The organism is Polaromonas sp. P4_F4 (assembly GCF_056401355.1).
In genome coordinates, this window is the sequence record NZ_JBFUJO010000005.1 from 28140 (window position 1) to 52668 (window position 24529).

Here is a 24529-nt window from a genome sequence, read left to right on the forward strand (position 1 = left end):
TCAAACGGTTCTGCAAAAATCAACCGGTCAGGAGCAAAGCGTCAACTCAAACGTCGAATCATCTGTGCTCGCGTGCAGCCGGTCATCGCTCTCGTGGCGCATCAGGCGTACCGACACAATCAGGCGATTGCCGCTGATTTCGGGAATCAGCCCCTTTGCAGGGTCAATGCGCAGGCGCAGCAGCTGGAAGGTGCGTCCCTGCGGCAGCGTCTGCTGGTATTGCCCCCCCGGCGCCACCACTTTTTGCGGTGCACCCGAGTCGCGCAAAAGCGTCAGCAGCACGCGTATGGATTCAGCCAGCGGTACGAGTGGCGCCACCCAGCGCTGCAAATCGCGCTGGCGCGTGGCGGAAGCCAGATGCTGCCATGCATAGTAGGCCGGCAAATCAAACTCGCAGGTTCCGCCCGGAATACCGACACGGCTGCGTATGCTCATGAGCCAGTCGTTTTCGGTCAACGAATGCCCAGCCTTGCCCGGAAGGTTGTTCAGGGCAGCAAAACAGCCCTCAAGCTGCCCCGTCACTTCATCGAGCACCGCCTCGGAAATGGCCGGATTGCCGCGGTAACCATTCAGCACATGTTTCTGCTTTTCGAGGTCCTTGAGCACATCGGTTTTCAAATCCGCCCGGGCACCCACATCCATGATTTCGAATATGGTCGTGATGGCATAGTGATGATCCGTCGGGCTCTCCCGCTCCACCAGTTCACCCAGGCGGCGGAACAGGTGCTCCAGGCGCAAATAGGTGCGTATGCGTTCGTTAAAAGGATACTCGTAAAGAATCACAGCGCTATTTTCGTCAACTTCATTGGGGATGCTAGTCTGCGCATCATAGCCCGAAGCGGCTCGCCAGCTGCCTGACCTGCAAGCCAAGGGCTTCAAGGGACAGGCTGTCGTTGTATAGACAGATGTCGGCTGCCGCGAGCCGCTGCGCGCGGCTGGCCTGGCCAGCGATAATCTTTTCAACGACATCACGCGTCCAGCCGCTGCGGCCCATTTCTCGGGCCACGACCCGGGCTATCTGGGTGGCTTCGCTGCAGTCCACCACCAGAACCCGGTCCAGCTGCTGCCGCCAGCGCCCCGACTCGACCAGCAAGGGAATGTCAAAGACGATGCATGAACTGCCTGCCCGCACCGCGTGTTCGTACTGCCGCAAGGTTTCCTGACTCACCAAGGGGTGAATGATGGCTTCCAGCTGCTGCTTGACTGTCGGGTCGTTGAAGGCAAGCTGGCGCATCCGGTCACGGTCCATGGCCCCGTCGGCTGTGATGGCCGCACTTCCAAACCGATGGCGGATTTCATGGATCGCAGCGCCCCCGGGCGCCGTCACCTGACGGGCGATGGCGTCTGCGTCGACCAGCGTCGCGCCCCTGGCCACCAACAGACGGCCTACCGTACTCTTGCCGCTGCCTATGCCGCCAGTCAGTCCGATGCGCTGGGCTGCGAAGGGCATGGCATCACAAGCCCACAAACTGCAAAATCGATTGAGGCCCGAACACCATGGCGGTAAATCCCGCACCTGCCAGGAAAGGACCAAATGGCACGTAACCGCCCTCGCGCAGTCCACTGGAAAACTTCAGCGCAATACCGATGACGGCGCCAATAACGGAGGCCATCAGGATCATCGGGATCAGTGCCTGCCAGCCAAACCAGGCGCCCAGTGCCGCAAACAATTTGAAATCTCCGTAACCCATGCCTTCTTTTCCGGTCACCAGCTTGAACGCCCAGTACACCAGCCACAGGGAGAGATAGCCGGCGACCGCACCCCACAGGGCGGAGTACAGATTGACGGCCGGATTCCACTGCAGCGCCGCCACGATCAGTCCGGCCCACAGCAAGGGGAAGGTGATGTCGTCCGGCAGCAAGGTCGTGTCCCAGTCAATCAGCGCCAGCACCAGGAGCGCCGCCGAGAATCCGCACCAGACCAGCGCAGCCAGCGACCAGCCCCAACGCCATGCGCAAAAGAAGAACAGGGCGCCGGTCACCGCCTCCACGATGGGATAGCGCACGCCGTAGGGCGTCCCGCACACCGCGCACTTCCCCCTGAGGAACAGGTAGCTCGCCACCGGGATGTTCTCATACCAGCGTATGACATGGCCGCAGTTGGAGCAACGCGATCGCGGTGCCAGCAAATTGAATTTCTCTCCGGGCTCCACTGGGTTTCCGGCCAGGTCGGCACATTCCTGCGCCCATTGCCGCTCCATCATTTTGGGCAGGCGATAGATTACGACGTTCAGGAAGCTGCCAATGAGCAGGCCAAAAAAACCGGCCAGCAGGGCATCGATCTCCGGCCCTAAACCCAGTCCCGATCCCGTCGTCATTAAACGACTTGGCCCAGCTTGAAAATGGGCAGGTACATGGAGACCACAATACCGCCAATCAGCGTGCCCAGAAACACGATGATGATGGGCTCCATCAGGCTGGACAGGCCGGCCACCATTTCATCAACTTCCGCCTCATAAAAATCGGCGGCCTTGCCCAGCATGTGGTCGACCGAGCCGGACTCCTCGCCAATGGCGCACATCTGCAGCACCATGGTGGGAAACAGGTTGGCATTGCCCATGGCAGCCGTCAGGCTGGTACCTGTCGAAACCTCCTGCTGGATTTTTTCGGTGGCATCGGCATAGAGGGAATTACCCGATGCGCCCCCCACGGAATCCAGGGCCTCCACCAGCGGCACACCGGCCGCAAACATGGTCGAGAGGGTACGGGTCCAGCGGGCAATGCAGGACTTTTCAATGAGGGGCCCAAACACAGGCACCTTGAGCAGGAGCCGGTCCATGAACTTCTGCATTTTTTCATTGCGCTTCCAGGCCTGCATGAAAAAATACAAGGAACCGCCGATACCGCCAAAAATCAACCACCAGTAAGCCACAAAGAATTCACTGACGGCAATCACGAACAGCGTGGGTGCCGGCAAATCCGCCCCGAACGAGGTAAACACTTCCTTGAAGGCCGGGATCACGAAAATCATGATCACCGCCACCACCACAAAAGCCACCACGACCACCGAGATGGGGTACATCAGGGCGGACTTGATTTTTGACTTGATGGCCTCGGTCTTTTCCATGTAGACCGCCAGGCGGTCCAGCAAGGACTCCAGAATACCGGCGGCTTCACCCGCCTCGACAAGATTGCAATACAGGGCGTTGAAATACAGCGGGTATTTGCGAAACGCAGCGCTCAGCGAGGTACCGGTTTCCACATCAGTGCGAACATCGTTGAGCAGTTTGGTCACGCTGCCGTTGGGGTTGCCGCGACCCACGATGTCAAATGACTGCAAAAGGGGCACGCCGGCCTTCATCATCGTGGCGAGCTGGCGGGTAAAGATGGCAATATCCTTGGGCTTGATGGCCTTGCCCGAGCGCATGCTGCGTTTCTTGATTTTGGTGGGCAACACACCCTGCCGGCGCAAGGAAGACTTGACCTGGTTCTCGCCAGAGGCACGGATCTCGCCACGGACCGGTTTACCCCCCCGGTCCTTGCCCTCCCACTCGAAAACAAATTCCTTGACGCCTTTGGATACTGCAGTTGCCATGATGTTTTCTCGTTGTATGGACGGCCTCAGGCCATCCCGTCGCCACAGTCACTCACCAGTGTGTTCAACTTTGCACGCCCATTAAACATTGGTGCAACCCAAAACCTCTTCCAGGGAGGTCGTGCCGAGTTTAACTTTAGACAGACCGGATTGGCGCAAACTCCTGACCCCCTCAGCCTCTGCCTGCGCCGCAATCTCGAGGGCGCTGCCGTCGCGCAACACTATCCGCTGAATCTCTTCGGAAATAGGCATGACCTGGTAGATGCCGACGCGCCCCTTGTAACCGTTTGTGCACATGGAGCAACCCACCGGGCGATAAGGTGTCCAGGAGCCATCGACTTCCTCCTCCTTGAATCCTGCCTCCAGCAGCGTTTCGCGCGGAATATCGGCAGGCGCCTTGCAGCTGACGCACAGGCGCCGCGCCAGCCGCTGCGCCGTGATCAGGATCACGCTGGATGCAATATTGAACGGCGCAATTCCCATGTTGCGCATGCGTGTCAAGGTAGTGGGCGCGTCATTGGTGTGCAGCGTTGACATCACCATGTGGCCGGTCTGGGCCGCCTTGATCGCAATGTCGGCCGTTTCGATGTCGCGGATCTCACCCACCATGATGATGTCGGGATCCTGGCGCAAAAAGGCCTTGAGCGCGACTGAAAAAGTCATGCCCGCCTTGTCATTCATGCTGACCTGGTTAACGCCCGGCAAGGTGATCTCGGCGGGGTCTTCAGCGGTGGCAATGTTGACGCCCGGCTTGTTCAGGATATTCAGACAGGTGTAGAGCGACACCGTCTTGCCTGAGCCGGTAGGGCCAGTCACCAGCACCATGCCATAAGGCCGCTGTATGGCCGCCAGCAAACGCTCCTTCTCGACCGGCTCGTAGCCCAGGGCGTCAATGCCCAGTTTGGCACTGCTCGGGTCCAGGATACGGATCACGACTTTTTCGCCGTACATGGTGGGCAAGGTGCTGACCCGAAAATCGATCACGCGATCCGGGCCGATTTTGAGCTTCATCTTGCCGTCCTGCGGCACCCGCTTTTCCGAGATGTCCAGCTTGGAGATCACCTTGATACGTGCCGCAAGTTTTTCCTTGATGGCCACGGGTGGCGACGCGATTTCGCGCAATTCGCCGTCTATTCGGAAACGGACACGGTAGGTGTGCTCGAACGGCTCAAAGTGCAAATCAGAAGCCCGCATGCTGAAGGCATCGAGCAGCATCTTCTGGAGGAATTTGACGACCGGTGCATCCTCGACTTCCGAGACGCTGGCATCGTTGTCCTCAGCGGCTCCCGAATCCACCGTGGATTCATCGAATTCGAAATCATCGCCAATGATGCTTTCCATGGCCTCGGCAGCCGTGGTACTCGACGTCTCCACCAGTTTGGACAGCTTGTCGTACTCGGCGATCACCCAGTCCACACCCATCTGGGTGGAAAACTTAATCTTTTCCGCCGCTTCCTGGTCGGAGGGATCTGCCGTTGCGACGATCAGGCGGTTATTGCGCTTGCTCAGCACGACAATGCGGTAAGTCGTGCAAATCTTGGTGTCGAGCAGGCCCTTGGGCAGGCGCAGAACGTCGATGGCCTCCAGATCCAGCAAGGGCGCAGCGAACGAGGTAGACATGATGTGCGCCAGATCAATGGCGGACACTGCCCCCGAACCGGTCAGCTCGGCAATGAAACTGGTACGCCCGCTTTGGGCCTTGCGAAAGATGTCTTCAGCGGCCTTCTGGCCCAGCTTGCCTGCCACCACCAATGCCCGGCCCAATCCGGGCAATGCCAAGGCGGGGGGTTCATTGATAGCGGTATCGACAGCGGCCATGAATCTTTGAAATTAGCCCAAATGGGTATCATCGTCGATAGATAACACGGTGTAAATCGAAAACGCCCCCGCCCCGCCCCCAAGCGTCGGAACTGTGCGGAGAAACGCACACTCTATGTATGCATACTCTATAAAAACAGAAAAGAATCTGGTCGGGGTGAGAGGATTCGAACCTCCGGCCTCTACGTCCCGAACGTAGCGCTCTACCAGGCTAAGCTACACCCCGCCTTGACAACCCTCAGGAACGCCTCTGCAACAGTTGCGATGCCAGTTGCCCCAAGGCACTACTGTAAGGGTTTTGGGGCAATGCTTGCAAGGTATCCAGCGCACGCTGGGCCTCCGCGGCGGCCGCGTCCCGTGTTGCCTGCAGGGCTCCCGTCTGTTGCACGATGGCAATGATTTGCGGCATCTGGTCCGTTCCGCCTGTTTCAATGGCCCGGCGAATCACGGCACGCTCAAGTTCAGTGCATCGCTGCATCGCAATGATGAGCGGCAACGTCGTCTTGCCTTCGCGCAGGTCGTCCCCCAGGTTTTTTCCCATTTCCGACACGTCGCCGTCATAGTCCAGCACATCGTCAATCACCTGGAAGGCGGTGCCCAATGCCTGGCCATAATCCGCGCAGCTTTGCTCCACCGCCAGCGAAGACTGCGCCAGCAACGCCGCCAGACGAGCGCTGGCCTCGAACAACTTGGCCGTCTTGGAACGGATGACCCGCAGGTAACCGTCCTCCGACAGCGTCGCGTCATGCATGTTCATGAGTTGCAGCACCTCGCCCTCGGCAATCACATTGGTGGCCTCCGCGAGCGTCTGCATGATGCGCATGTCGCCGGCCTCCACCATCATCTGAAAGGCGCGTGAATATAAAAAATCCCCCACGAGCACGCTTGCAGGATTGCCGAAGGCCTCGTTGGCCGTGGCACGGCCGCGACGCAATGTGGACTCATCCACCACGTCATCGTGCAGCAAGGTGGCGGTATGAATGAACTCCACCACCGCAGCCAGGTTGTAGCGCTGATCGCCGCGATAGCCCAGGGCGCCGCACATCAGAAGCAGCAAGGCGGGCCGCAGGCGCTTGCCGCCGGCCGCCACGATATATTGAGACACTTGGCTGACCAGCGGCACGTCCGACTCCAGCCGGCGCTCGATCACCGCGTCCATTCCACGCATGTCGTCGGCAATCAGGGCAAGGGCGGCGGCGGTGCTTGAGGAATTGGCAGACAAAAGGCGGTCCAGACGTTAAGTTTGGGCAGATTATAGAAAGCACCCCATCCGCAGCACCCGGCGCGCCCTGGAGAATGCCTTAAAACCGTCCGCCTGGCCATTTTTGGCCGGCCGTGCTAGAATATCGGGCTCTGTGGAAATTCGTCCACAGAACTCAATTTACGAGGTCTCACATGTACGCGGTCATAAAAACCGGTGGCAAACAATACAAGGTTGCTGCTGGAGAAAAAATTAAAGTAGAACAGATTGCTGCGGACGTAGGCCAAGAGATCGTTATTGACCAGGTATTGGCTGTCGGAGAAGGCAGTGCAATCAAGGTTGGTACGCCCTTGGTGTCCGGCGCGACTGTCACAGTCACAGTGCTGTCTCATGGCAGGCACGACAAAGTGCGCATTTTCAAAATGCGCCGTCGCAAGCACTACCAGAAACGCCAGGGTCACCGGCAAAACTTCACCGAACTGCAAATCGGCGCCATCGTCGGTTAAGCAGGGAAGTACCAGGAGTAACGAAAAATGGCACAGAAAAAAGGCGGCGGCTCTACGCGAAACGGGCGCGATTCGCAGCCCAAAATGCTGGGCGTCAAGAAATTTGGCGGCGAAGTGATCAATGCAGGCAGCATCATCGTGCGCCAGCGTGGCACCAAGTTCCACCCAGGCGTCAATGTCGGCATCGGCAAGGACCATACCCTGTTTGCGCTTGTTGACGGTGCGGTATCGTTTTCCGTCAAGGGTGCACTGAACAAGCACACTGTGAATGTGACCCCGGCCTGAGCTGATCACTTCGATAAGTCACTTCGACTGAAGCGAAGCCCCGACCTGTCGGGGCTTTTTTGTTTGTAAACTACCTTTCAGCTTCTCCAGTCTTCCGCCCTACCCGAGCACCCGCACATCATGAAATTTGTTGACGAAGCCTTTATTGACATTGCCGCTGGCGATGGCGGGAGCGGCTGCGTTTCCTTCCGCCACGAGAAATACAAGGAATTCGGCGGCCCGAACGGCGGTGATGGCGGTCGCGGCGGCCATGTGTACGCGGTCGCAGATGTCAACCTGAACACGCTGGTGGACTTCCGGTTTTCGCGTCGCCATGAAGCCCGCAATGGCGAGCACGGCATGGGCTCCGACATGTTCGGCGCCAAGGGGGACGACATCATCCTCAAAATGCCCGTGGGGACCATCCTGACCGATGCCGAGACCGGTGAAGTGCTTTACGAACTGCTGGTGCCGGGTGAGCAGGTGTTGATCGCCAAGGGCGGCGATGGCGGTTTCGGCAACCTGCGGTTCAAAAGCTCTACCAACCGCGCGCCACGCAGCAAGACGCCCGGCTGGCCCGGGGAGCGCAAAAGCCTGAAGCTCGAACTGAAGGTACTGGCCGACGTCGGCCTGCTCGGCATGCCCAATGCGGGCAAGTCGACCTTTATTTCGGCCGTCTCCAACGCCAGACCGCGCATTGCCGACTACCCTTTCACCACCCTGCACCCCAACCTGGGTGTGGTGCGCGTCGGCCCCGAACAAAGCTTTGTGGTGGCCGACCTGCCCGGCCTGATCGAGGGCGCCTCCGAAGGTGCGGGGCTGGGACACCTGTTTTTGCGCCACCTGCAACGCACACGCCTGCTGCTGCACATCGTCGATCTGGCGCCTTTTGACGAAGGCGTGGACCCGGTCGCCCAGGCCAAAGCCATTGTGGGTGAGCTGAAAAAATACGACGAAGCGCTGTATGAAAAGCCGCGCTGGCTGGTGCTTAACAAGCTCGACATGGTGGACGCCGACAAGCGCGCCGCGGTCGTGAAGGATTTCGTCAAGCGCTTCAAGTTCAAGGGTCCGGTGTTCGAGATCTCGGCACTGACGCGCGAAGGCTGCGAGCACCTCGTCAAGACGATTTACCAGCACGTCCAGGGTGTGCAAAAAAGTGAGCAGGCCGTGGAAGAGGTCGATCCGCGCTTTGCCGAACTGCCGCCCGAGCCACCCCAGCCGCCCGTTTCCAGCTGATCCGCGTGCAATTGCCTGGCGGCAGTTGCTTATAAATCACAGCTGTTTGCGCCCACCTTCCTTGGGTTAAAACCTCAAAACGTACTCAACATGCAAGATAAAACAGGCTCTCCTGTTCTACGCAACGCCAGACGCATTGTGGTCAAGGTGGGCTCCAGCCTGGTAACCAACGAGGGCCGTGGACTCGATGCGGATGCCATCGGCCTGTGGTGCGAACAGCTGGCAGCACTGGTCAAGGATGGACGCGAAGTCATCATGGTGAGCAGCGGCGCCATTGCCGAAGGCATGAAGCGGCTGGGCTGGACCGCCCGGCCCAAAGCCATCCACGAGTTGCAGGCCGCCGCCGCGGTAGGCCAGATGGGGCTGGCCCAAGTGTATGAGAGCAAGTTGCGGGAGAACGGCATCGGTAGCGCGCAGGTCCTGCTCACGCATGCTGACCTGGCCGATCGCGAACGCTACCTCAACGCGCGCTCCACCCTGCTGGCCCTGCTGCAGCTCGGCGTGGTGCCGGTCATCAATGAGAACGACACCGTCGTCAACGACGAGATCAAGTTTGGCGACAACGACACCCTCGGTGCGCTGGTGGCCAACCTCGTCGAAGCCGACGCACTGGTTATCCTGACCGACCAAAAGGGACTCTACACCGCCGATCCGCGAAAGGACCCGACCGCCCGGTTTGTGCACGAAGCAAAAGCCGGTGATGCCGCGCTGGAAGCCATGGCGGGTGGCGCGGGCTCGAGCATTGGCAAGGGCGGCATGATCACGAAAATCCTGGCGGCCAAACGCGCGGCAGGTTCAGGCGCTTCAACCGTCATTGCCTGGGGCCGCGAGCCGCAGGCCCTGATCCGGCTGACACAAGGCGAGGCCATCGGTACGCTGCTGGTGGCGCAGACCCAGAAGATGCAGGCCCGCAAGCAATGGATGGCCGATCACCTGCAAATGCGCGGCTCGGTCACCGTAGATGCGGGTGCTGTCGGCAAGGTGCGCGACGAAGGCAAGAGCCTGCTGCCGATTGGCATGACAAGGGTGGACGGTGATTTTTCCCGTGGCGACGTGATTGCCATCAGGGATACCGAAGGCGCAGAAATTGCGCGGGGCCTGGCCAACTATTCGAGTTCGGAGGCGCGGCTGATTTGCCGCAAGGCGTCGTCGGAATTCGAAAAGCTTCTGGGCTACACCGGCGAGCCTGAAATGGTCCACCGGACCAACCTCGTGCTCACGCGGTAGCTACCCGAGGCAGAGCGCGCCAGCATCGAAAGGTGCCCCGAAGCAACCAGTCCTCCCCCCATGCGACCGGGCGACGCCCTCGCACGACAGGGTACGGTGCGCTATTCCGATATCCTGAAATTCGGATTTTTCAGCCGGCTTATCAGGACGGGAACTGACGGTGCCGGTGCCGCGTTATCGCATGCGCCGGCCTTGGCGAACCGCAAGACATGCTTGGACGGCATGTTGCCAAACATGGAGCGCCACTCCGCATTGGCCACCGGGTTCCAGCGGCCATCTGGCGAGTAACGGGCATAGGTCTTGTATTCACCGGTAGCGCAGCGTATGCCTTCGTACATCACATTGCGCGCACCACTGGCGCTGGTCGCCACCATCACATAGCGTACGAGGCCGTCGCTGTTGGAAATGCGGATGGTAGCGGGATCGACTCCATAAACCAGCGATGAGTTGGGTGACACATCGAAAGTGACCAGCTTGCCGGCATCAAATGCCGGAGGCGGCGGAGCGTCCGATTCCTTCCAGTCCGGATCGTCCGTAGCGCTCTGGGCCCAGGCCGCGCAGGTGATGCCCAACGCAATTGCTATACAAGAAAGACGGACCACAAAGGCCGGTTTGAATGTCATGTTTTGGTCGTCGAAGGATCCGCGCCCAGGCTGGTCTGCGGATCAGGTTCAAAGGTGGCACCGGGGGGCAACTCGAACGAGGCACCCAATCTGGCCGTGTAGCTGTATGTCAGGCTATTGGCCGGACGGGGGCTGGTTTCACCGGCCTGGCCCGCCATCTGATCGCGCAGGTGAACTCCCCCGCGCAGATAGCGGTTGCGATGGTCGGGACGTGAATCGGGCCGTGGGTCGGACCGGGGGTCACAACGCGGAACAAAGCGCGCCAACTCGGTCAGCGCCATCTCGTACACGCCACGTTTGAACTCCACCACCACATCGAGTGGCACCCAGTAGTCGTTCCAGCGCCAGGCGTCAAACTCGGGATGGTCTGTCGCGCGCAGGTTCAGGTTCCAGTCGTAACCGACCAGCTGCAGCAGGAACCAGATCTGTTTCTGGCCTTTGTAATGTCCGCGCGCATCGCGGCGGATAAACCGGTCAGGCACCTCATAGCGCAACCAATCTCGGGTACGGGCCAGCACGTGAACGTGCTGCGGCAACAGTCCCACCTCTTCATGCAACTCGCGGTACATGGCCTGTTCGGGATTTTCGCCCCGATCAATGCCACCCTGCGGAAACTGCCACGAGTGGGTACGGATACGTTTGCCCCAAAATACCTGACTTCTCTGGTTGAGCAAGATGATGCCGACGTTAGGCCTAAAGCCATCCCGGTCAAGCATAATCAAACCTCAAATTTTTTAAACTGAGTCCATTATGCACAGCGAAGGCGCCAGCGCCAAGCGCACGGCCGGGCTCCAGCCCCCTTCCAACGCAGAATTCCAGAAAAATAGCCCATGAAAGCCTCCCAGTTCTTCATTTCCACCCTCAAGGAAGCTCCTGCGGATGCGGAGATCGTCAGCCATCAGCTCATGGTGCGTGCCGGCATGATCAAAAAGCTCGGCGCCGGCATTTACAACTACATGCCCATGGGTTTACGTGTCATCCGCAAGGTCGAGGCGATTGTTCGTGAGGAAATGAACCGCGCTGGTGCCGTGGAAATGGCAATGCCAGTGATTCAGCCGGCCGAGTTCTGGCAGGAGACCGGCCGGTTTGAAAAAATGGGCCCCGAACTGCTGCGCATCAAGGACCGCCACGGCCGCGATTTTGTGGTGCAACCGACCAGCGAGGAAGTCATCACCGACGTGATGCGCCAGGACATCAAGAGCTACAAGCAGCTGCCGAAGAACCTGTACCAGATCCAGACCAAATTCCGCGACGAGCGCCGTCCGCGTTTTGGCCTGATGCGCGGGCGGGAATTCATCATGAAAGACGCCTACAGCTTTGACCGCGACCAGGCTACGGCCAAGGCCAGCTACCAGGTCATGGCTCAGGCCTACCGGCGGATTTTTGACCGCTTTGGCCTCACCTACCGCGCGGTGGCTGCCGACAGCGGCGCGATTGGCGGCGATTTGAGCGAAGAGTTCCAGGTGATTGCCACCACTGGCGAAGACGCCATCGTCTACTGCCCCGGCAGCGACTATGCGGCCAACATGGAAAAGGCCGAAGCCCTGGCGCCCCAGGGCGCGCGCAAGACCGCCTCCCGCGCCATGACCAAGACCCCCACGCCGGACAAAGCGACCTGCGCCGACGTAGCCCAGTTGCTGGGCATCCCGCTGGAAACGACCGTCAAGTCCCTGGTGCTGGCCACCGACCAGACCGATGAAACCGGCAAAATCATCAAGACACAGATCTGGCTGCTGTTGTTGCGCGGCGACCATGACATGAATGAAGTCAAGGTCGGCAAGGTACCCGGCCTGGCGGGATTCCGCTTTGCCACCTTGCCTGAAATCGAGGAGCACTTTGGCTCCAAGCCCGGCTACCTGGGCCCCCTGAATCTCCAAAAACCGGTGAAGCTGGTCGTCGACCGTGAGGTGGCGGCCTTGAGCGACTGGGTTTGCGGCGCCAATGAAATTGATTTTCACATCACCGGCGTGAACTGGGGACGTGATCTTCCTGAACCCGACCTGGTGGCCGACCTGCGCAACGTGGTCGCGGGCGACACCTCGCCCGACGGCAAGGGCGTGCTGGCGATTGAACGCGGCATCGAGGTGGGCCACGTGTTCTACCTCGGCACCAAATACAGCCAGGCCATGAACGCCACCTTCCTGGACGAAAACGGCAAGCCCCAATTCCTGGAGATGGGCTGCTACGGCATCGGCATCACACGCCTGCCTGCTGCGGCCATCGAGCAAAACCACGACGAGCGCGGCATTATCTGGCCCGACGCGATTGCGCCCTTCACGGTGGTGCTCTGCCCCATCAGCCCGGACCGCTTCGCCGACGTGAAAGCCGCTGCCGACAAGCTCTATGGCGAACTCCTCGCCGCCGGCGTGGACGTGATTCTCGATGACCGCGGCGAGCGCCCCGGCGCGATGTTTGCCGACTGGGAACTGATCGGCGTGCCCCACCGCGTCACCATTGGCGACCGCGGCCTTCAATCCGGCCAGGTTGAATACCAGCACCGCCGTGATGCCACCTCCAGCAAGGTCGATGCAGCCACGGCGCTGGACTTCCTCAAGGGAAAACTGGCCCTGTGACAGCGCCCGGCATCGCGTCTGCGACGTCCCTCCGGCAACTTTCAAGAAGAAAGTGCCTACAGTCCCTGTCTGCCGCGTGTATTCCGCTATTATTTTCAGAGCAAGCGGACGCCGGCGCCCAGATTGAAGAGCCTTTGATGGACTCGGTCCGCTCGGCCCTGAGCTCGGCCGTTGCCAACCATGCGCCTCCGGTGCCGGAGTTCAGGGACACCGAAAGCCGGCTGGCCTACCTGCGCTGGCTGGGCGCCATGAGCGAGCGCCTCAAAAAGAAAAAACCGGAGTGGCAAGTCCGCAAGGAATTCCTGCAAACCGTCTGGTATGAGAGCAAACGCGCCGGACTGGACGTTACGCTGGTGCTCGGCCTGATCCAGGTCGAAAGCAACTTCCGCAAGTTCGCCGTGAGCAATGTGGGTGCGCGCGGTTACATGCAGGTGATGCCATTCTGGACACGCGTGATTGGAGACGGCGACCCTTCCAAGCTCTTTCACATGCAGACCAATTTGCGCTTCGGCTGCGTCATTCTTCGCCATTACCTGGACCGCGAACGCGGCGACCTGTTCATGGGCCTGGGCCGCTACAACGGATCGCGCGGCAAGGCGCCCTATCCGAATGCGGTGATGGGTGCGAGCAAACAGTGGGAATTCAGCGGCTGAAACCGTCTCCACGCACAAACAAGCCAGAACCCCAATGAATTCTGGATTTACAGCTATCAATTAAATAGCAAACCCGAGTTGAGCTGCCGCTCAGCGCGTCGCGCCCGAAAAGCCGCGCTCTTCGGCAAACCAGGCCAGCACCGGTACCGTGCCCGGCAACACCGGCTGCACGGTGACCGGCAATGACTGCCAGGCAAACGACTGCCCCTCATGCATGTGCAGTTCACCCGTCCACTCAAACACCTTGCAGAAGTTGAGCCGTACCAGCGCATGGGGGTAGTCCACCATTTCAACCTTCCACGGATGCACGGCGCCGATGGTGATCCCGATCTCTTCCTGCAGCTCGCGCCGCAGCGCCTGCTCGACACTCTCGCCCTGCTCCAGCTTGCCGCCGGGAAACTCCCAGTAGCCTTCATAGACTTTGCCAGGCGGGCGCGAGGTCAGCAGGAAATCGCCATTGGGCCGGATCAGCACGCCGACCGCAACGTCAACAATCTTTCGGTCCACACCGCCCTCGCGCGGTCGCTCACCGTCGGCGACCAGCATGCTCATGTGGAGTGGTCTGGCGCCTGGTCGGACGGTGCAACGGCAGAAGCACTGGCCCGCTCGTACGGCAGGATGACCTTCACAGCCACAGACGTTGCGGCACCATCCCGGCCCGCAAAGTCGCGCGCGAACTGGTAGGCGACACGGCCGCTGCGCGAGCCACGCTCCAGCGCCCACACCAGGGAGGCCGGCTTCGCTGCGGCAATCGGGTCCTGGCCCACGCCGAACGACGAGAGCCACTGCGCGACGATGGTCAGGTATTCCTCCTGGCTGAAGGGGTAAAAGCTCACCCACAAGCCGAACCGTTCCGAGAGCGAAATCTTTTCCTCCACCACCTCGCCGGGGTGAACCTCGCCATCCTCGCTGTGCGTGTAGGTGAGGTTTTCCGTCATGTACTCGGGCAGCAGATGGCGCCGGTTGCTGGTGGCGTAGATCAGCACATTGGGCGTGGCCGCTGCGACCGAACCATCCAGAATCGATTTGAGCGCCTTGTAACCTGGCTCGCCCTCCTCAAAGCTGAGGTCGTCACAAAACACAATGAATTTCTCGGGCAATTCGGACACCACGTCCACAATGTCCGGCAGGTCGGTCAGGTCGGCCTTGTCGACTTCAATCAGCCGCAGGCCGCGTGACGAATATTCATTCAGGCAGGCCTTGATCAGCGACGACTTGCCGGTGCCCCGTGCGCCCGTCAACAGCACATTGTTGGCCGGTTTACCGTTGACGAACTGCTCGGTGTTGCGCCGGATTTTTTCCTTCTGGTCCTCGATCTCCTTCAGGTCGGCCAGGCGCATGGCGCCCAGGTGCCTGACGGGCTCGAGCGAGCCGTGGCCCGACCTGCGCTTGCGGTAGCGGTAAGCGACTGACGCCTGCCAGTCGGGCGCCTGCAGCGGTTGCGGCAAGACCGATTCAATGCGCGTGACCAGGGACTCCACCCGCGCCATCAGGCGCTCAAATTGCTCGTTCATGCTCTTTAGCCCCGGTTGCTTCAGCTGCGGTAATCAGCGTTGATCTTGACGTAATCGTAGGAGAGGTCGCAAGTCCAGACGGTATCCTGGGCCGCACCACGGCCCAGCACCACGCGCACCGTGATCTCGCTTTGCTTCATCACGCGCTGGCCATCCGCTTCCACATAGCCCACGTGCCGGCCACCGTTTTTGGCCACCAGCACATCATCCAGGTACAAGTCGATTTGGGTCTGGTCCAGGTCGTCAATGCCGGCATAGCCCACAGCAGCCAGAATACGGCCCAGATTGGGATCGCTGGCAAAAAATGCCGTCTTGACCAACGGTGAATGGGCGATGGCGTAGGCCACCTTGCGGCACTCTTCACCAGTTTTTCCGCCCTCGACCTGCACCGTGATGAATTTGGTGGCGCCCTCGCCGTCCCGCACGATGGCCTGCGCCAGTTTTTTGGCGATGTCCAGCATCGCCGCACGCAGGGCGTGGCCGTCTGCGCTGTCCAGCGAGGTGATGGGGGCGTGGGTCGCCTGGTTGGTGGCCACAACCACAAAGGAGTCGTTGGTTGATGTGTCGCCATCCACCGTGACGCGGTTGAACGAGCCCTCGGCGAGTTCGCGGGCCAACTGGCCCATCAAGGTTTGCGACACGCAGGCGCTGGTTGCCATGAAGCCCAGCATGGTCGCCATATTGGGCCGGATCATGCCGGCGCCCTTGCTGATGCCGGTGATGGTGACTTCTGCGCCGCCGATCACGAGCCTGGTGGAGAATGCCTTGGCCACCGTATCGGTGGTCATGATGGCCTCCGCCGCATTCGCCCAGTTGTCGGCTTTGGCATCCGCCAGCGCGGCGGGCAGGCCAGCGGCAATGCGGTCGTGCGGCAGCGGCTCCATGATCACGCCGGTTGAAAACGGCAGGATTTGCTCGGGAGCCAGATTGAGTTCGCGGGCCAGTGCAATACAGCTGGCCAGCGCGCGGTTCAGTCCGTCCTCGCCGGTGCCGGCGTTGGCATTGCCGGTGTTGATCAGCATGGCGCGGATACCCAGGCTTTGGCCCGCGTTCTTTGCGAGGTGCTCCCGGCAGATCTGCACGGGCGCCGCACAAAACCTGTTTTGCGTGAAGACGGCGCCTACCGAGGCCCCCTCATCCAGCAGCAGCACGGCCAGATCCTTGCGGTTGGCCTTGCGTATGCCTGCTTCGGTGATGCCCCAGCGCACACCAGGCACAGGGTAAAGGTCCGCCGCGGGTGTAGCCAGCAGATTGACGGGCATGTTCGTGACTCCAGAAAACTAGTCGTTCGACCCAGAGGGACTCAATTCAGCCGGCCGTGGCACAGCTTGTATTTTTTTCCCGAACCGCAGGGGCACGGATCATTGCGCCCCACACGCGGCACGGCGATGCCGGAGGCCAGTGGCACGCGCCGCTGCGTGTCTTCGTCCACCCGGGTTTCCGCTTCACCGGTTTCGGTGGGAGCCGTATAGGTGACGTTGGAGATGCTTTCTGCCCGGTTTTCCATTTCCTCGGCGGCCTGCTCGAGCTGCTCGCCCGACTGGATCTTGACCGTCATCAGCACCTTGGTGACTTCGTTCTTCACGCTGTCAAGCAACTGGCCAAACAGCTCAAACGCTTCGCGCTTGTATTCCTGCTTCGGCTGCTTTTGCGCATAGCCGCGCAAATGGATGCCCTGGCGCAGATAGTCCAGCGCGCTCAGGTGTTCACGCCAATGGGTGTCTATGCTTTGCAGCAACACAATGCGCTCGAACTGCGTGAAGTTTTCCTGGCCGATTTTCTCGACCTTGTCGGCAAACGCGACATTGGCCGCAGCAATAACCTTTTCCAGGATGTCTTCGTCGGTGATGGCGGTTGCGCTCTCCAGCTCGCCGGCCAGCGGCAGGCTGATCTGCCACTCATCGAGCAGCACCTTTTCGAGGCCGGCAATGTCCCACTGCTCCTCGACGCTTTCAGCCGGCACGTACTGCCGCGCCAAATCCGTGAAGCAGCCTTCACGCAGGGACTCGATCTGACCTTGCAGGCTGCCCGCGTCCATGATGTCATTGCGCTGCTGGTAAATCACCTTGCGCTGGTCATTGGCCACATCGTCATATTCAAGCAGCTGCTTGCGGATGTCGAAGTTGCGCGCTTCAACCTTGCGCTGTGCTGATTCGATGCTGCGCGTCACGATGCCGGCTTCGATGGCCTCGCCATCGGGCATTTTGAGCCGCTCCATGATGGCCTTCACGCGATCGCCCGCGAAAATGCGCATCAGCGGATCATCCAGGCTCAGGTAAAACCGCGAGGAACCCGGGTCACCCTGCCGGCCCGAACGGCCGCGCAACTGGTTGTCGATGCGGCGTGACTCGTGACGTTCGGTCGCGATGATGCGCAAGCCGCCCAGCGCCTTGACCTGCTCATGCTCTTCTGTCCACCGGGCACGCAGGCGGGCAATTTCGGCCTCCTTCGCAGCGGTGTCCATCGACTCGTCGGCTTCAACCGCTTCAATCAGCTTTTCAAGGTTACCCCCCAGCACGATGTCGGTACCGCGACCGGCCATGTTGGTGGCAATGGTGATCATCTTCAGGCGACCGGCCTGCGCCACGATATCGGCTTCCCGGGCGTGCTGCTTGGCGTTGAGCACCTGGTGCGGCAGTTTTTCCTTTTCCAGCAACTGGTCAATGATTTCGGAGTTCTCGATGGAGGTCGTACCCACCAGCACCGGCTGGCCGCGCTCATAGCACTCGCGAATATCCTTGATGCCGGCTTCGTATTTCTCGCGTGTGGTTTTGTACACGCGATCAAGCTGGTCATCGCGCCGGCTGACCCGGTTGGGTGGAATGACCGTCGTCTCCAGTCCGTAAATCTCCTGGAACTCGTAGGCTTCGGTATCGGCGGTACCGGTCATGCCGGCCAGCTTGCCGTAGAGGCGGAAATAGTTCTGGAACGTGATGGAAGCCAGCGTCTGGTTTTCCGCCTGGATCTGCACACCTTCCTTGGCTTCAACGGCCTGGTGCAGGCCATCGCTCCAGCGGCGGCCCGACATCAGGCGGCCGGTGAACTCGTCAACGATCACGACCTCACCGTCCTGCACCACATAGTGCTGGTCACGGTGGTACAGCAAATTGGCGCGCAGGGCGGCGTACAAATGGTGCATCAACGAAATGTTGGCCGGATCGTAGAGCGTGGCGCTTTCGGCAATCAGGCCCAGGTTGAACAGGATGCGCTCGGCGCTCTCGTGGCCCTGCTCGGTCAAAAACACCTGGCGTGTTTTCTCGTCGATGGTGAAGTCGCCGGGCTTGGTCACGCCCTCGCCGGTGCGGGGGTCGGCCTCGCCTTCCTGGCGCGTGAGCAACGGTACGACCCTGTTCATCGCGAGGTACATCTCGGTGTGGTCTTCGGCCTGGCCGCTGATGATGAGGGGTGTACGCGCCTCGTCAATCAGGATCGAGTCCACCTCGTCAACGATGGCGTAGTTCAGGCCGCGCTGCACGCGGTCCCCGACCTCGTACACCATGTTGTCGCGCAGGTAGTCAAAACCGTACTCGTTGTTGGTCCCGTAGGTGATGTCGGCGTTGTAGGCGGCCTGCTTTTCCTCGCGCGACATGTTGGGCAGGTTGATGCCGACCGTCATCCCGAGAAAGTTATAGAGCTTGCCCATCCAGCGGGCGTCCCGGCTGGCCAGGTAATCATTGACCGTCACCACATGGACGCCCTTGCCGGTCAATGCATTGAGGTAGACCGGCAGCGTCGCGGTCAGGGTCTTGCCCTCACCCGTGCGCATTTCCGAAATCTTGCCGTTGTGCAGTGCCATGCCACCCAGCATCTGCACGTCAAAGTGGCGCATCTTCATGACGCGCTTGCTGCCTTCGCGTACAACGGCAAAGGCTTCCGGAAGAATGGCATCCAGCGCCTCGCCAGCCGCCACGCGACTCCTGAATTCCTCGGTCTTGACACGCAACTCGTCGTCGCTCAGCTTCTCGTACTGGGTCTCCAGTGCATTGATGTGGTCTACGGTTTTGCGGTAGGTTTTGAGCAGCCTGTCGTTGCGGCTGCCGAAAATTTGGGTCAGGATGTTGGAAGCCATAAATGCGAGGCCGCCTTGACACTCCCGTGAGCGGGCAAGGCGGCCAAAATCCCTTAGTGAATACGGAACTTAGGTGTGGGCGCGACCAGTTAGTTCAACTGTGCGCAAAGCGCTGATTTTAGCGCCGCTGGAACCGCTAGTTCGGCGGGGCTTGCGGCAAGGCTGCCGTCCGCCGCGGCCGGGTGCCTGCAGCAGCCATTGCAAGCCTGGGCAGTTTCTGGCCGGCTGTCAGAAATTTCTGCGGGTCCTGAAAAACCCCCTGGACCAGAACCTCAAAATGCAGGTGCGGGCCTGTGGAGCGACCGGTAGTGCCCACCTCAGCAATCTTCTGGCCGCGTTTGACCAGATCGCCTTTTTTGACCAGCACCCGCGACGCATGCGCGTAGCGCGTCACCAGCTCATTGCCATGGTCCACTTCCACCATGTTGCCGTAGGCCGGGTGATATTCCTGCGCCACGACCACGCCGCCCGCAGCCGCAAGGATCGCGGTGCCAGGGTCTGACGGGAAGTCCAGGCCGGTATGCAGCGCAGACCGGCCATTGAGCGGGTCAATGCGCCAGCCAAAGGACGAGCCAAGTTGGCCGCCAGCCACCGGCTCCTGGGTCGGCACCATCATTTTCTTGATCTTCTGGTCAAACAGGCGGGACTCCATCACGGTCATCAGGTCGACCCGCTGATCGGTCAGTTTGTCCAGATCCGCCAATGTGGCCTGAAGCTCGTCCATCGTGAGTGAACGCCCGGACACCAGCGCGCCGCCGCTGCCGGGCACTGCCCTGATCTCGCCGGGGTTCACACCGGCCAGCCCCGATACCCGCTCACCCAGCGCTTCAAGCTGCATCATCTTGGCCTGCATTTCACCAAGCCGCCTGGCCATCACATCGAGGTTCTCGCGCAGGAAGCGATCGCGCTGATCGAACTCATCCTTGACCACCAGCTTCACCAGCGATCCAATCACGGGCCAGCCTTCACGGGCCCCCTTGAGAAACACCCAGTGGTACAGGCCGGCGGCGACAAGCATGAGGGCCAATGCGGCGACAAAGCCCGCCAGAATCAGTTTTGTGCCACTTAAATAGATGGCCCGGCTATTGGCCAGCCACGCATCCGTGATAATCAAATGCACTTGTGTCTACCTCTTTAAAAGCTTGCACTGACCGGGCCAGAGCCCGCCCAACGTGAATCCCATCCGGCGCCCTCCTTCGACCCTCACCATCCATCAGGCTGCCGGCAATTCTCCGTCCCTTGCACGGCTGACCGAACTCGTCCGTGAGTCCAATGACAGACTCAGGGCGATTGAGTCGCTGCTTCCGGAGGCCCTGCGTCCTGCCGTCAAGGCCGGACCGATTGAGGGAGAAAGTTGGTGCCTGCTGGTGAGCAGCAATGCAGCCGCCGCGAAAATCCGTCAGCTACTTCCGCTCATCCGGACCCACCTAGTGGGCAAAGGTTGGAAGGTTACCTCAATTCGGTTGAAGATACTAATAACCAAAAAGTAGTAAGCGCATGCTTCCAACGAAGGTTCAGCGCAGTCGACCCGGTGATCAGTTTGCCAATCGCTACTCAAGTCATAGCGCCGAACACCCATGAAGTATGGGATGGCAAAGATGCTTTGATAAATGGTGCCGCTTGTCGGAATCGAACTGACGACCTACCGCTTACAAGGCGGTTGCTCTACCAACTGAGCTAAAGCGGCACAAAACTATTTTACTTGACGCGCTTGAGTGACGGGCGTGTGCGCGGTGGTGACTTGGGGGGCTCGGGGGAATCAGGGCCTTGCTCACCAGCTTCGGGTGCACTCTCGGGCACCAGCTGCATGATCTTGCCCTCCGGTCCCTCCGCCACACCCTGCGCCGAAGAGACTTCGGCCGGGGCAGATTCACCGGGTGTCCCCGAAGCCGCATCAATGCCGGCCGGCGAGGCCACCATGGGGAAAGCCATGCCCTGCCCATTTTCGCGGGCGTAGATGGCAATCACATGCGTGATCGGAACGATGATCTCGCGGGCGCTGCCGGCGAAACGCGCCTTGAACTCGATAAAGTCGTTGCCCAGTTTGAGCGAGCTGGTCGCATCAAAGCTGATATTGAGCACGATCTCATTGTTTTTCACATACTCGCGCGGCACTTGCACGGTTTCATCCACCGACACCGCCACATAGGGCGTGAGGCCGTTGTCGGTGCACCACTCGTAAAGGGCCCGTATCAGGTACGGGCGGGTCGACGTGGAATCCGGTGCGTTCATGAATTCAGCCAAGTTAAACCCGGGCCAGCGTGCGGGCACCCTCTTCACCAGCCAGGGCCGCGGAACCGGCTATGCCGGGCCGCAGGCGCAGCGCCCCCCCGGGGGGCAGCGAAGTACACGCAGTGACGAGCGTGGGGGCCATATTACTTGCGCATGACCTTCTCGGAAGGCGTCAGTGCTTCAATGTAAGCGGGACGCGAAAAAATGCGCTCGGCATACTTGAGCAGCGGTGCGGCATTTTTTGACAGGTCGATGTCGTAGTAGTCCAGGCGCCAGAGCAGCGGCGCAATCGCCACGTCCAGCATCGAGAAGTTGTCGCCGAGCATAAACTTGTTTTTCAGAAAGATCGGGGCCAGCTGCGTGAGGCGGTCACGGATGTGCGAGCGGGCTTTTTCAAGCGCCTTCTCATTGCCCTTGGAGGCACGTGACTCCAGCGTGCTGACGTGAACGAACAGCTCTTTTTCAAAGTTCAGCAGGAACAGGCGAACACGCGCACGGTCAACCGGGTCGCCGGGCATCAGTTGCGGGTGAGGGAAACGCTCGTCGATGTACTCGTTGATGATGTTGGACTCGTACAGGATCAGGTCGCGTTCGACCAGAATGGGAACCTGTCCGTAAGGATTCATCACATTGATGTCTTCCGGCTTGTTGTAGAGGTCGACATCGCGGATTTCGAAGTCCATGCCTTTTTCAAACAGCACAAAACGGCAGCGGTGCGAGAAGGGGCAGGTCGTGCCTGAATAAAGGACCATCATGATTCGGAACTCCTGAAAACAAAAGAGTGGAGGCTAAGAATCAAAACTTAGAACCTTCCACTCCGAAGATGCCGGCGCGCAGCAAAGCGCATGGCCGGCGAAAAATTACTTGATATCTTTCCAGAACGCCGCATTCAGGCGCCAGGCAATGAAGGTCATGCCCAGAAGGAAAATCAGCACCCACACACCTACACGAACACGGGTGTTCTGGGCCGGCTCGCTCATCCACTGCAGGTAACCCACCAGGTCACCCATGGCCTGGTCGTATTGCAGCGGCGTCATGGCGCCAGGCGTGACCTGCTGCCAGCCCTTGAAAATAGACACCTTGTGGCCGTGTTCTTCCTTTTCCAGGTAGACCGGCTTGCGTTCACCCTGCAGTTCCCACAGCACATGCGGCATGGCCACGCTGGGGAAAACCAGGTTGTTCCAGCCCGTCGCCTTGGTGTCGTCGCGGTAGTAGGTGCGCAGGTAGGTGTAGAGATAGTCGGCACCCGTGCCATTGGCGCCGGAACGCGAGCGTGCAATGACGCTCAAGTCCGGTGGGTTGCCGCCAAACCAGTCCTTGGCCTGTTTCGGGTCGATCGCGGCCTTCATGGTTTCACCGACTTTTTCAGTGGTGAACAGCAGGTTGTCCTTGATCTGCTGCTCGGTCAGGCCGATGTCCGCGAGGCGGTTGTAACGCATATAAGCAGCCGAATGGCAGCTCAGGCAGTAATTGACGAAGAGCTTGGCGCCGCTTTGCAGGGTGGCCATGTCGTTGGTCTTGCCGGGCGCCTTGTCCCAGGCAATGCCACCTTCCGAAGCCTGCGCACCAGCTACCAGACCGACCGCCGTGACCAGGGCAAAAATCGCGTTAGAAATCAGTTTTTTCATTGTTACAACTTTCCAGCTCAGTGGGCAGCAAAAGTCACGCGGTTGGGGACGGGCTTGAAGGTTCCCAATCGGCTCCACCAAGGCATCAGCAGGAAGAAGCCAAAGTAGAAGAGGGTGCCAATCTGCGACACGCGCTCGCCAACCGGAGAGGGAGGCTGCACGCCCAGGTAGCCCAGCACCAGGAAGTTGACCACGAACACACCGTACAGGATCTTGTTCCAGCTTGGGCGGTAGCGGATGGACTTGACTTCGCTGTGGTCCAGCCACGGCAGGAAGAACAAAATGACGACCGCGCCACCCATGACCATCACACCCCAGAACTTGGCGTCGATCGACAGCATCAGGATCGCCACCACCACGGCCGCCGCCACGATGACACCCTTGACCAGCGCAGGCATCTTGAACTTGACCACGCTCAGCGCCGCAGCACCGATCACACAGGCAATCAGCGCATACATCATTTCGCTGGTAATTGCGCGCAGCATGGAGTAATAAGGCGTGAAGTACCAGACGGGTGCGATGTGTGCAGGCGTCTTGAGCGGATCAGCCGGGATGAAGTTGTTGTACTCAAGGAAGTAGCCGCCAAACTCGGGCGCCAGGAACACGACAGCGGAGAACACCATCAGGAACAGGCAAACGCCAAAAATGTCGTGCACCGTGTAGTAGGGGTGGAAGGGAATGCCGTCCAGCGGATGGCCGTCCGCACCCTTGGTGGCCTTGATCTCAACACCGTCGGGGTTGTTGGAGCCCACTTCGTGCAGCGCGATGATGTGCGCGGCCACCAAGCCCAGCAGGACCAGCGGCACGGCAATCACGTGGAAGGCGAAAAAGCGGTTCAGCGTGGCGTCACCCACCACATAATCACCGCGAATCAGCAGCGCCAGATCGGGACCAATGAAGGGAATGGCGGCGAACAGGTTCACGATCACCTGGGCGCCCCAGTAGCTCATCTGGCCCCAGGGCAACAGGTAGCCCATGAACGCCTCGGCCATCAGGCAGAGGAAAATTGCGCAGCCGAAAATCCAGATCAGCTCGCGCGGCTTGCGGTAGCTGCCGTAGATCAGGCCGCGGAACATGTGCAGGTAGACCACGACAAAGAAGGCCGAGGCGCCGGTGGAGTGCATGTAGCGGATCAGCCAGCCCCAGGGCACGTCGCGCATGATGTATTCGACAGAGCCAAACGCCAGCGCCGCATCCGGCTTGTAATGCATGGTCAGGAAAATACCGGTGACGATCTGGATCACCAGCACCAACATGGCCAGCGAGCCAAAGATGTACCAGAAGTTGAAGTTCTTCGGCGCGTAATACTCGCTCATGTGCTCTTTGTAGAGCTTGCTGGCGGGAAAACGGTTGTCAACCCAGGCCATCGCCTTGGCAGCGAGGGGGGCGTCGGGGGAAATTTCTTTGAATTCAGCCATCACTGATCCTGGTTCGGTGGGGTTCTTTGTCG

The 24529-nt window shown here is 60.1% G+C and carries 24 protein-coding genes and 2 tRNA genes; 7 read left to right on the forward strand and 19 right to left on the reverse strand.

Going from position 1 to position 24529, the window contains the following annotated elements; all coding sequences use genetic code 11:
* Positions 1–27: 27 nt before the first annotated feature.
* From zapD to AC1DUR_RS07315, 7 genes are all read right to left on the reverse strand, one after another.
* Positions 28–783 (reverse strand): cell division protein ZapD, encoded by a 756-nt coding sequence (gene zapD / locus AC1DUR_RS07285; protein WP_477717746.1) that lies wholly within the window; start codon positions 781–783, stop codon positions 28–30.
* Positions 784–826: 43 nt separating this feature from the next.
* Positions 827–1450, reverse strand: a complete 624-nt coding sequence (gene coaE, locus AC1DUR_RS07290) for a dephospho-CoA kinase (RefSeq protein WP_477717745.1) — start codon at positions 1448–1450, stop codon at positions 827–829.
* A 4-nt stretch (positions 1451–1454) separates the two neighbouring features.
* Positions 1455–2318, reverse strand: a complete 864-nt coding sequence (locus AC1DUR_RS07295) for a prepilin peptidase (protein ID WP_477717744.1) — start codon at positions 2316–2318, stop codon at positions 1455–1457.
* A complete protein-coding gene (locus tag AC1DUR_RS07300; RefSeq protein WP_011481800.1) occupies positions 2318–3535 on the reverse strand; it encodes a type II secretion system F family protein in 1218 nt (405 codons plus the stop codon). The genes AC1DUR_RS07295 and AC1DUR_RS07300 overlap by 1 nt, the downstream gene beginning before the upstream one ends.
* Before the next feature lie 81 nt (positions 3536–3616).
* Positions 3617–5353: a type IV-A pilus assembly ATPase PilB gene (gene pilB, locus AC1DUR_RS07305; protein ID WP_477717743.1), complete on the reverse strand. Its 1737-nt coding sequence runs from the start codon at positions 5351–5353 to the stop codon at positions 3617–3619.
* Positions 5354–5502: 149 nt separating this feature from the next.
* Positions 5503–5579 (reverse strand) — tRNA-Pro (locus tag AC1DUR_RS07310).
* A 12-nt stretch (positions 5580–5591) separates the two neighbouring features.
* A complete protein-coding gene (locus tag AC1DUR_RS07315) occupies positions 5592–6575 on the reverse strand; it encodes a polyprenyl synthetase family protein (RefSeq protein WP_477717742.1) in 984 nt (327 codons plus the stop codon).
* Positions 6576–6748: 173 nt separating this feature from the next.
* Here AC1DUR_RS07315 and rplU point away from each other — a divergent pair, with 173 nt between their 5' ends.
* The 4 genes from rplU to proB all read left to right on the forward strand — a co-directional run bounded on the left by rplU (position 6749) and on the right by proB (position 9787).
* Positions 6749–7060 carry a 50S ribosomal protein L21 gene (gene rplU / locus AC1DUR_RS07320; protein WP_011481797.1) on the forward strand — a complete coding sequence of 104 codons (312 nt, stop codon included), beginning with the start codon at positions 6749–6751 and terminating at the stop codon, positions 7058–7060.
* Positions 7061–7087: 27 nt separating this feature from the next.
* Positions 7088–7345 carry a 50S ribosomal protein L27 gene (gene rpmA / locus AC1DUR_RS07325; protein WP_011481796.1) on the forward strand — a complete coding sequence of 86 codons (258 nt, stop codon included), beginning with the start codon at positions 7088–7090 and terminating at the stop codon, positions 7343–7345.
* Between the two features lie 120 nt (positions 7346–7465).
* Complete coding sequence (cgtA, locus tag AC1DUR_RS07330) at positions 7466–8560, forward strand: Obg family GTPase CgtA (RefSeq protein ID WP_477717741.1); 1095 nt, start codon at positions 7466–7468, stop codon at positions 8558–8560.
* A 90-nt stretch (positions 8561–8650) separates the two neighbouring features.
* Complete coding sequence (gene proB, locus AC1DUR_RS07335) at positions 8651–9787, forward strand: glutamate 5-kinase (RefSeq protein ID WP_477717740.1); 1137 nt, start codon at positions 8651–8653, stop codon at positions 9785–9787.
* Between the two features lie 101 nt (positions 9788–9888).
* Here the strand turns inward: proB and AC1DUR_RS07340 are convergent, their stop codons facing one another.
* A complete protein-coding gene (locus AC1DUR_RS07340; RefSeq protein WP_477717739.1) occupies positions 9889–10410 on the reverse strand; it encodes a CNP1-like family protein in 522 nt (173 codons plus the stop codon).
* Entirely contained in the window at positions 10407–11126 is a 720-nt protein-coding gene (locus AC1DUR_RS07345) for an RNA pyrophosphohydrolase (RefSeq protein ID WP_477717738.1), read from the reverse strand. The genes AC1DUR_RS07340 and AC1DUR_RS07345 overlap by 4 nt, the downstream gene beginning before the upstream one ends.
* Before the next feature lie 114 nt (positions 11127–11240).
* Here AC1DUR_RS07345 and AC1DUR_RS07350 point away from each other — a divergent pair, with 114 nt between their 5' ends.
* Together AC1DUR_RS07350 and AC1DUR_RS07355 are read left to right on the forward strand one after the other, a co-directional pair.
* On the forward strand, positions 11241–12983 hold the full coding sequence (locus AC1DUR_RS07350; RefSeq protein ID WP_477717737.1) for a proline--tRNA ligase: 1743 nt from the start codon (positions 11241–11243) through the stop codon (positions 12981–12983).
* Positions 12980–13636, forward strand: a complete 657-nt coding sequence (locus AC1DUR_RS07355; protein ID WP_477717736.1) for a lytic transglycosylase domain-containing protein — start codon at positions 12980–12982, stop codon at positions 13634–13636. Before AC1DUR_RS07350 ends, AC1DUR_RS07355 begins: the two co-directional genes overlap by 4 nt.
* A 90-nt stretch (positions 13637–13726) precedes the next feature.
* Here AC1DUR_RS07355 and AC1DUR_RS07360 read toward each other — a convergent pair whose 3' ends face one another.
* The 5 genes from AC1DUR_RS07360 to AC1DUR_RS07380 form a co-directional block, all read right to left on the reverse strand.
* Positions 13727–14188 carry an NUDIX domain-containing protein gene (locus tag AC1DUR_RS07360; RefSeq protein ID WP_477717735.1) on the reverse strand — a complete coding sequence of 154 codons (462 nt, stop codon included), beginning with the start codon at positions 14186–14188 and terminating at the stop codon, positions 13727–13729.
* Positions 14185–15150, reverse strand: coding sequence for an ATP-binding protein (locus AC1DUR_RS07365; RefSeq protein ID WP_477717734.1), 966 nt, complete (start codon positions 15148–15150; stop codon positions 14185–14187). Before AC1DUR_RS07365 ends, AC1DUR_RS07360 begins: the two co-directional genes overlap by 4 nt.
* Positions 15151–15170: 20 nt before the next feature.
* Positions 15171–16412 (reverse strand): bifunctional glutamate N-acetyltransferase/amino-acid acetyltransferase ArgJ, encoded by a 1242-nt coding sequence (argJ, locus tag AC1DUR_RS07370; RefSeq protein ID WP_477717733.1) that lies wholly within the window; start codon positions 16410–16412, stop codon positions 15171–15173.
* A 41-nt stretch (positions 16413–16453) separates the two neighbouring features.
* A complete protein-coding gene (gene secA / locus AC1DUR_RS07375; RefSeq protein ID WP_477717732.1) occupies positions 16454–19219 on the reverse strand; it encodes a preprotein translocase subunit SecA in 2766 nt (921 codons plus the stop codon).
* A 136-nt stretch (positions 19220–19355) separates the two neighbouring features.
* Entirely contained in the window at positions 19356–20339 is a 984-nt protein-coding gene (locus AC1DUR_RS07380; RefSeq protein WP_477717731.1) for a M23 family metallopeptidase, read from the reverse strand.
* A 61-nt stretch (positions 20340–20400) separates the two neighbouring features.
* Between AC1DUR_RS07380 and AC1DUR_RS07385 the strand changes: the two genes are divergently transcribed.
* Positions 20401–20709, forward strand: a complete 309-nt coding sequence (locus AC1DUR_RS07385; protein ID WP_477717785.1) for a hypothetical protein — start codon at positions 20401–20403, stop codon at positions 20707–20709.
* Positions 20710–20830: 121 nt separating this feature from the next.
* Here AC1DUR_RS07385 and AC1DUR_RS07390 read toward each other — a convergent pair.
* The 5 genes from AC1DUR_RS07390 to AC1DUR_RS07410 all read right to left on the reverse strand — a co-directional run bounded on the left by AC1DUR_RS07390 (position 20831) and on the right by AC1DUR_RS07410 (position 24497).
* A tRNA-Thr gene (locus AC1DUR_RS07390) sits at positions 20831–20906 on the reverse strand.
* 11 nt (positions 20907–20917) lie between these two features.
* Entirely contained in the window at positions 20918–21451 is a 534-nt protein-coding gene (locus tag AC1DUR_RS07395) for a ClpXP protease specificity-enhancing factor (RefSeq protein ID WP_477717730.1), read from the reverse strand.
* A gap of 143 nt (positions 21452–21594) precedes the next feature.
* Positions 21595–22206 carry a glutathione S-transferase N-terminal domain-containing protein gene (locus AC1DUR_RS07400; protein ID WP_007868077.1) on the reverse strand — a complete coding sequence of 204 codons (612 nt, stop codon included), beginning with the start codon at positions 22204–22206 and terminating at the stop codon, positions 21595–21597.
* A 105-nt stretch (positions 22207–22311) separates the two neighbouring features.
* Positions 22312–23079, reverse strand: a complete 768-nt coding sequence (locus tag AC1DUR_RS07405) for a cytochrome c1 (protein WP_477717729.1) — start codon at positions 23077–23079, stop codon at positions 22312–22314.
* Between the two features lie 17 nt (positions 23080–23096).
* Positions 23097–24497: a cytochrome b gene (locus AC1DUR_RS07410; RefSeq protein ID WP_477717728.1), complete on the reverse strand. Its 1401-nt coding sequence runs from the start codon at positions 24495–24497 to the stop codon at positions 23097–23099.
* Positions 24498–24529 lie beyond the last annotated feature (32 nt).

Excerpts from the sequence above, each read along its gene's own strand:
- coaE (WP_477717745.1), bottom strand. The coding sequence starts at position 1,450 with ATGCCCTTCGCAGCCCAGCGCATCGGACTGACTGGCGGCATAGGCAGC.
- AC1DUR_RS07295 (WP_477717744.1), bottom strand. The coding sequence starts at position 2,318 with ATGACGACGGGATCGGGACTGGGTTTAGGGCCGGAGATCGATGCCCTG.
- AC1DUR_RS07300 (WP_011481800.1), bottom strand. The coding sequence starts at position 3,535 with ATGGCAACTGCAGTATCCAAAGGCGTCAAGGAATTTGTTTTCGAGTGG.
- pilB (WP_477717743.1), bottom strand. The coding sequence starts at position 5,353 with ATGGCCGCTGTCGATACCGCTATCAATGAACCCCCCGCCTTGGCATTG.
- rplU (WP_011481797.1), top strand. The coding sequence starts at position 6,749 with ATGTACGCGGTCATAAAAACCGGTGGCAAACAATACAAGGTTGCTGCT.
- rpmA (WP_011481796.1), top strand. The coding sequence starts at position 7,088 with ATGGCACAGAAAAAAGGCGGCGGCTCTACGCGAAACGGGCGCGATTCG.
- cgtA (WP_477717741.1), top strand. The coding sequence starts at position 7,466 with ATGAAATTTGTTGACGAAGCCTTTATTGACATTGCCGCTGGCGATGGC.
- proB (WP_477717740.1), top strand. The coding sequence starts at position 8,651 with ATGCAAGATAAAACAGGCTCTCCTGTTCTACGCAACGCCAGACGCATT.
- AC1DUR_RS07340 (WP_477717739.1), bottom strand. The coding sequence starts at position 10,410 with ATGACATTCAAACCGGCCTTTGTGGTCCGTCTTTCTTGTATAGCAATT.
- AC1DUR_RS07345 (WP_477717738.1), bottom strand. The coding sequence starts at position 11,126 with ATGCTTGACCGGGATGGCTTTAGGCCTAACGTCGGCATCATCTTGCTC.
- AC1DUR_RS07350 (WP_477717737.1), top strand. The coding sequence starts at position 11,241 with ATGAAAGCCTCCCAGTTCTTCATTTCCACCCTCAAGGAAGCTCCTGCG.
- AC1DUR_RS07360 (WP_477717735.1), bottom strand. The coding sequence starts at position 14,188 with ATGAGCATGCTGGTCGCCGACGGTGAGCGACCGCGCGAGGGCGGTGTG.
- AC1DUR_RS07365 (WP_477717734.1), bottom strand. The coding sequence starts at position 15,150 with ATGAACGAGCAATTTGAGCGCCTGATGGCGCGGGTGGAGTCCCTGGTC.
- argJ (WP_477717733.1), bottom strand. The coding sequence starts at position 16,412 with ATGCCCGTCAATCTGCTGGCTACACCCGCGGCGGACCTTTACCCTGTG.
- secA (WP_477717732.1), bottom strand. The coding sequence starts at position 19,219 with ATGGCTTCCAACATCCTGACCCAAATTTTCGGCAGCCGCAACGACAGG.
- AC1DUR_RS07395 (WP_477717730.1), bottom strand. The coding sequence starts at position 21,451 with ATGAACGCACCGGATTCCACGTCGACCCGCCCGTACCTGATACGGGCC.
- AC1DUR_RS07400 (WP_007868077.1), bottom strand. The coding sequence starts at position 22,206 with ATGATGGTCCTTTATTCAGGCACGACCTGCCCCTTCTCGCACCGCTGC.
- AC1DUR_RS07405 (WP_477717729.1), bottom strand. The coding sequence starts at position 23,079 with ATGAAAAAACTGATTTCTAACGCGATTTTTGCCCTGGTCACGGCGGTC.
- AC1DUR_RS07410 (WP_477717728.1), bottom strand. The coding sequence starts at position 24,497 with ATGGCTGAATTCAAAGAAATTTCCCCCGACGCCCCCCTCGCTGCCAAG.